The sequence below is a fragment of the Natrinema soli genome, assembly GCF_028618695.1.
Genome location: NZ_JAQIVI010000233.1, coordinates 1 through 5,577, shown reverse-complemented (window position 1 = coordinate 5,577; position 5,577 = coordinate 1). Strand labels below are relative to the sequence as shown.

Sequence of the window (5,577 nt, the reverse complement as noted above, 5' to 3'; positions counted from 1 at the left end):
CGGCTCCGTCGTCGGCCAGCTCGCCCGGATCAACGGCGCGCGCGTGGTCGGCACCGCCGGCAGCGATGAGAAGGTCGAGTGGCTCACCGAGGAGCTCGGCTTCGACGCCGCGATCAACTACAAGGAGACCGACGACCTCGGCAGCGCGGTGGCCGAGGCCTGCCCCGACGGGATCGACGTCTACTTCGACAACGTCGGCGGCCCGATCACCGACGCCGTCTGGCCCCGTCTGAACGTCCACGCGAGAGTCGCCGTCTGCGGTCAGATCGCGCTGTACAACGAGACCGAGGTTCCCACGGGTCCGCGAAAGCTCGCGAAACTCATCGAAACCCGCGCGAAGGTCGAGGGACTGCTCGTCGGGGACTATCAGGATCGATGGGGCGAGGCGCTCGAGCGCCTCTCGACATTCATTCGGGAAGACGAGATCCGCTACCGCGAGAACGTCGTCGAAGGCTTCGAAAACGCGCCGGACGCCTTCCTCGGCCTGTTCGAGGGCGAGAACATCGGCAAGCAACTGGTCAAGGTCGGCGAGCGCGGCGACTGAAGGACCGTTGCGCTCCGGACGAAGCGAACCACGCAGCGCACGACGCCAGCGGGGGAGTGACCTGAAAGCGATGTCAGAGGGGCCGGCCGTCCGCAGTCTCCGAGCTGTCAGACGGGAGTCGGCGGACGGCCGGTCGCGGTCGCAGGGACGGACGACAGGCCCCGATCTCGAGGACGTGCCTCGGACGGTGGAGGGCCAGCGATCGAGGCCTAATCGAACGGAGGATCCGCCACACGTTATAGTCAGCGCAAGCTGAAATTCCGGTTTTAGTTATCGATTCGGGCGGACGGATTCAACCGAGCGAGGTCGAAACGGTTAACCACGCTGACAGTGTAGCGGCCGAGTATGCTGGACACCCTCATCGGTCTCATCCCCGACGATCCCGTCATCATCGCGGTCGTCGTGATCCTCCTCTCGCTCGTCTTTTTCGCGTATCTCCTCCTGCGACGGACCGTCCTCGAGTTCCGCGACGGAATGCGCGGCGATCGCTGATTCGAGGCGGTCGCAGGTCACCGGCCGATCGATCCCCATCACGAACCGTTTTTTCCTCCCCCCGTCAATACCGGGGTATGGACCCGCGAATCCGCGAACACGCCGAGATCATCGCTAATCACTCGGTCGACCTCGAGGCGGGCGACAACGTCGTCATCGACGCCCATCCGGTCGCCGAGGACCTCGTCGTCGCCCTCCACGAAGTGATCGGCGATCGAGGTGCGAACCCGATCACGACCAGCCAGCGAACCGGGAAGCGACAGCAGCGCGCGTATCTTCGGGCTGCCGATGACGAGTTCGAGACGCCGGAGCACGAACTCGCGCTCGTCAAGAATACCGACGTCTACATCGCCATTCGCGCGACGGACAACGCCACCCAGACCAGCGACGTCGACCCCGAGATCAGCGCGGCCCACCAGCAGGCCCATCGCCCGATTCTCGAGGAGCGCCTCTCCAAGCGCTGGTGTCTCACGCAGTTCCCCGCTCCGGCGAACGCCCAGCTGGCCGAGATGAGCACGGACGGCTACGAGAACTTCGTCTGGGACGCCGTCAACAAGGACTGGGAGGCACAGCGCGCCCACCAGGAGCACATGGTCGAAATCATGGATCCCGCCGAGGAGATCCGGATCAAGAGCGGCGACACGACCGACGTGACGATGTCCGTCGCGGGCAACCCGACGCTGAACGACCACGGCGAACACAACCTGCCGGGAGGCGAGGTCTTCACCGCACCCCAGCCCGACAGCGTCGAGGGAGCGGTCCTCTTCGACATGCCGCTCTATCATCAGGGCCGGGAGATCACGGACGTCTCCCTCGAGTTCGAGGGCGGCGAGGTCGTTTCCCATTCAGCGGCGAAAAACGAGGACGTCCTCACGGAAGTCCTCAATACGGACGACGGCGCGCGTCGACTCGGCGAGCTGGGTATCGGGATGAACCGCGACATCGACCAGTTCACCTACAACATGCTCTTCGACGAGAAGATGGGCGACACGGTCCACATGGCCGTCGGCCGGGCCTACGACGACACCGTCGGCGAGGGCAACGAGGCCAACGACTCCGCGGTCCACGTCGACATGATCGTCGACATGAGCGAGGACTCGGTCATCGAAGTGGACGGCGAAGTAGTTCAACGGGACGGGACGTTCCGATTCGAGGACGGGTTCGAGGAGTAGTACCGCGACGAGCGGTGCTCTTCCGGTATTTTCATCAAAGTCCGAAAGAGCCGTCGCTCTTGCGGGCCCAGCGGAGATATTCGATTTCTGCAGTCGTTTTCGCGCGAGAAGGTCCGAAGGCACCCCAAGCGGAAACAGTTCGGTAGCGATCGGTCATCGTCGCGCTGTCACCGACATATCATTCGCGGTCGTCGAGTTGTTCAGATTCGGACGTTGACCGTATCAGTGACCGATAAATTCTTTGTAACCTATGGAGATGATACTACTATGTACGCGGCACTGTTAAGTGTCGGACTGGTCCTCACGATTCTCGTTGGCTGCAACATCGGCGGTTCGACGACCGGACCGGCGTTTGGGCCCGCCGTTGGGGCCAACGTGATCGGAACGGGCGTTGCGGCGACGCTTATGACCGTTTGTTTCGCGCTCGGGGCGCTAACCGTCGGCCCGGAAGTCGTCGACACGCTCGCGGTCGATCTCCTTCGGGATCAGTCCGTCTTCACGCTTCGTTCGAGCGCTGCCGTCCTGTTGATGATCGGCGGGGCGTTGCTCGTCGGCAACTACGCTGGCGTTCCCGCCTCGACATCGATGACCGCCGTCGGCGCAGTCAGTGCACTCGGTCTCGCGACCGGCGAACTCGATTGGTCGGTCCTCAGTGAGATCGCCGTCTGGTGGATCGTCGCGCCGATCGTCGGCTTCTGGGTGGCCGGCGTCGTCGGTCGGTACTTCTATCCCCGACTCGACGAGTGGCTCGCGCTCGAGACCCGCACGCGAGACCGGCCAATGGTGACCGTGGCGTCGGCCGGGTTCGCTCCTCGGTTTCGGCTCGGCTCGAGCGCCGACCGACGCGAAGCGGCCGGGTCGCTGAGCGTCATCGCTATCGGCTGTGCGACGGCCTACGCGTCGGGCACGAGCAACATCGCCAATGCTATCGCCCCCCTCTACGCGACCGGCGCGATGGCGCTCACTCCGCTGGTCCTGCTCGGTTCGGCCGCCGTGGCGGTCGGCGCGTTTACGATCGCTCGTCGTACGCTCGAGACGGTGGGTAGCGACATCACGGAGCTGCCACTGACAGCCGCGATCATCGTCACGGTCGTCAGCGCCGGTCTCGTCGTCTTCCTCTCTTGGCTCGGCATTCCTGCGAGCTTCGTCGTCATCGCGACGATGAGTATCGTCGGACTCGGCTGGGGACGGGCCACGCGGACGACGGCCCACCCAAACGCCGCCGCTGGCGGCGAACGGGCGACACCCGGCGACGACGGCGACAGCGTGCCCGCGGCCTCGGACCTGTTCGATCCGGCGACGACGGCCCGAGTCCTCCTCGTGCAGAACATCGTTCCAGTTGTCGCCACGGTCGGCACGTTCGTCCTGTTCCAGTTCGGTCCACTATTCGAGTTCTGAGACGGTCGATCGACCGTGAGAAGCATGAACGAGGATGGCCGGAGTGCTCGAGTCCCATTTACGGGCCGACCCCCTGCCGTCGACGCGGTGGTTTCGATGGTGGCGTCCGGCGACGGGAGGTCGGCTGCCCGCCGGGGCACGAGCCCGACGGAGAGTGTAGGGGCCCAGCGGAGATATCACTCGCGCTCGAGCAGCCCCGGCGGGACCGAACAGCCACAGGGGGAGGCGAAGCCGGTGTGGGGGCCGGTAACAACCGAGAACAGGACCGGATCGCCACAGCGCGGACAGGCGGGGAACGGCGAGTCCTCGTCGTCGCCCGGCTCGCGGCCGGTACTCATGGGCCGTGACCTCCGGTTCGTCTCGAGGCCGGGACGGGGCTCAAGGCTGGTCGTGGCGGGCGATTCCGCGGTCGTGCGGGACGTTTATATCCCGGTAGAATCAACGCAATCATGGCTTGCAAACGGGTCGCGTTTGGAAGCCACGTCTCGGGTGGCTCTAGCACCCGGGGCATTTCAGCGCATGCCCCTCGCGACGGATAGAGTGTGGCTTCCGTTCTAATTGTTGATTAGTAATAACTTATATCTACTGCAAACGTGTCGGAAAGTGACCGATTTGTGAGATGGAGGGTGATAACGAACATGCGCGCCCTGCTACCGTGGCAACTAGGGATTCCACGTCCTCCCCAACCGATTCGCTCGCTCCAGAGTCACTTGCTCATCCCTCGCACGGGGTTGTGTCGCGGTTCACTGGCGTTCACCGCGACTCAGCGCGCGCCACCGCATGCCGGACGGACAGTCCAAAGTGAGACAGCGGTCGGCGACCCGGAACGATACGGAGATCAGCGACCCAATTCGCGAACTGATCGAAAACAGGAGGATCAGTCGTTCGGTCGAGTAGAACGGTTGGTATCGACCGGGTTTATACTCCCGCGTAAAGCTAGCAGGCGTATGGACGTACTCGTCGCGTACGACGGGTCAAAGCCCGCGCAGAAGGCGGTCGAACACGCGTTTGCGACGTATCCCGACGCGGAGATCGTGTTGCTGCGCGTCATCGAGGCGGCGGACAGTTCGACGGAAGCGGGGATCAGTATCGTACAGGAGATGTTGCGGGAGCGAGAGGAGGAAATCTCCGCAGCGCTCCCCGACGAGATCGACGCGATCACCAGCGATCCCGACGTCGAGTTTCGGACCGAGACCGTCGTCGGGCGGCCCGCGCGCGAGATCGTCTCGTTCGCGGAAGAGCACGACATCGATCACGTCATTATCGGAAGCCACGGACGATCCGGGCTCTCCCGTATCTTGCTCGGCAGCGTCGCCGAGAAAATCGTCCGACGCGCCCCCATGCCGGTTACCGTTATCCGGTGATTGGAACTCGAGCGCAGCCGGAATCCGTCAGCGATGAAGCTACGATTAGTCGTCGACCAAATCCGCGACCATTCCCGAGACGTACTCCATCTCGTCCTCGTTGATGCCGTGGCCCATCCCCTCGTAGAGCCGCTTCGTGACGTCGGCGTTCATCGACTCGAGGACGTCGGCCGTGTCGTGGACCCGCTCCTCGGGAATGTGCGGGTCGACATCGCTGCAGCCGAGGAAGACGGGCGTACCCTCGAGGTCGGGATCGTCGGCGAGGTAGTCGTCGGGATCGATATCCTCGCCGATGAGTCCACCGCTGAGGACGGCGAGGCCGCCGTAGCGCTGCGGGTTGCGGGCGAGGTACTCGCTGGCGAGACAGGCTCCCTGCGAGAAGCCGATCAGCATGATCCGCTCGATGGGAATCCCGGCGTCGTTTGCCTCACCGATCGCGTCGCTGATGGCCTGCAACCCCGAGCTCCGGCCGGGCTCGTTCCGCTCGACGGGCGCGAGAAACGAGTTCGGATACCACGTCTGGCGGGCCGCCTGCGGGGCGAGGAAGGCGACGCCCTCCCGACCCACTTCGTCGGCCAGCTGGATCATCCCCTGCGCGGTCGCGCCG

At 64.4% G+C, this 5,577-nt stretch carries 7 protein-coding genes; 5 read left to right on the top strand and 2 right to left on the bottom strand.

Annotation, left to right across the window (positions count from 1 at the left end; translation table 11 throughout):
* The 4 genes from PGX04_RS15285 to PGX04_RS15270 all read left to right on the top strand — a co-directional run.
* The coding region (locus PGX04_RS15285) for an MDR family NADP-dependent oxidoreductase (RefSeq protein WP_273739290.1) at nucleotides 1-544 on the top strand (544 nt) is incomplete at its 5' end.
* Between the two features lie 345 nt (nucleotides 545-889).
* Nucleotides 890-1,036 carry a DUF7859 family protein gene (locus tag PGX04_RS15280; protein WP_176548140.1) on the top strand — a complete coding sequence of 49 codons (147 nt, stop codon included), beginning with the start codon at nucleotides 890-892 and terminating at the stop codon, nucleotides 1,034-1,036.
* A gap of 77 nt (nucleotides 1,037-1,113) precedes the next feature.
* Nucleotides 1,114-2,208, top strand: coding sequence for an aminopeptidase (locus PGX04_RS15275; RefSeq protein ID WP_273739289.1), 1,095 nt, complete (start codon nucleotides 1,114-1,116; stop codon nucleotides 2,206-2,208).
* A gap of 267 nt (nucleotides 2,209-2,475) precedes the next feature.
* Nucleotides 2,476-3,606 (top strand): inorganic phosphate transporter, encoded by a 1,131-nt coding sequence (locus PGX04_RS15270; RefSeq protein ID WP_273739288.1) that lies wholly within the window; start codon nucleotides 2,476-2,478, stop codon nucleotides 3,604-3,606.
* 176 nt (nucleotides 3,607-3,782) lie between these two features.
* On the opposite strand, the gene PGX04_RS15265 is transcribed toward PGX04_RS15270, so the two are convergent.
* Nucleotides 3,783-3,944: a hypothetical protein gene (locus tag PGX04_RS15265; RefSeq protein ID WP_273739287.1), complete on the bottom strand. Its 162-nt coding sequence runs from the start codon at nucleotides 3,942-3,944 to the stop codon at nucleotides 3,783-3,785.
* Between the two features lie 609 nt (nucleotides 3,945-4,553).
* On the opposite strand from PGX04_RS15265, the gene PGX04_RS15260 reads away from it, so the two are divergent.
* Nucleotides 4,554-4,970, top strand: a complete 417-nt coding sequence (locus tag PGX04_RS15260; protein ID WP_273739286.1) for a universal stress protein — start codon at nucleotides 4,554-4,556, stop codon at nucleotides 4,968-4,970.
* Between the two features lie 45 nt (nucleotides 4,971-5,015).
* Here PGX04_RS15260 and PGX04_RS15255 read toward each other — a convergent pair.
* Nucleotides 5,016-5,577: alpha/beta hydrolase (locus PGX04_RS15255; protein ID WP_273739285.1), on the bottom strand; the 562-nt coding region annotated here is incomplete at its 5' end.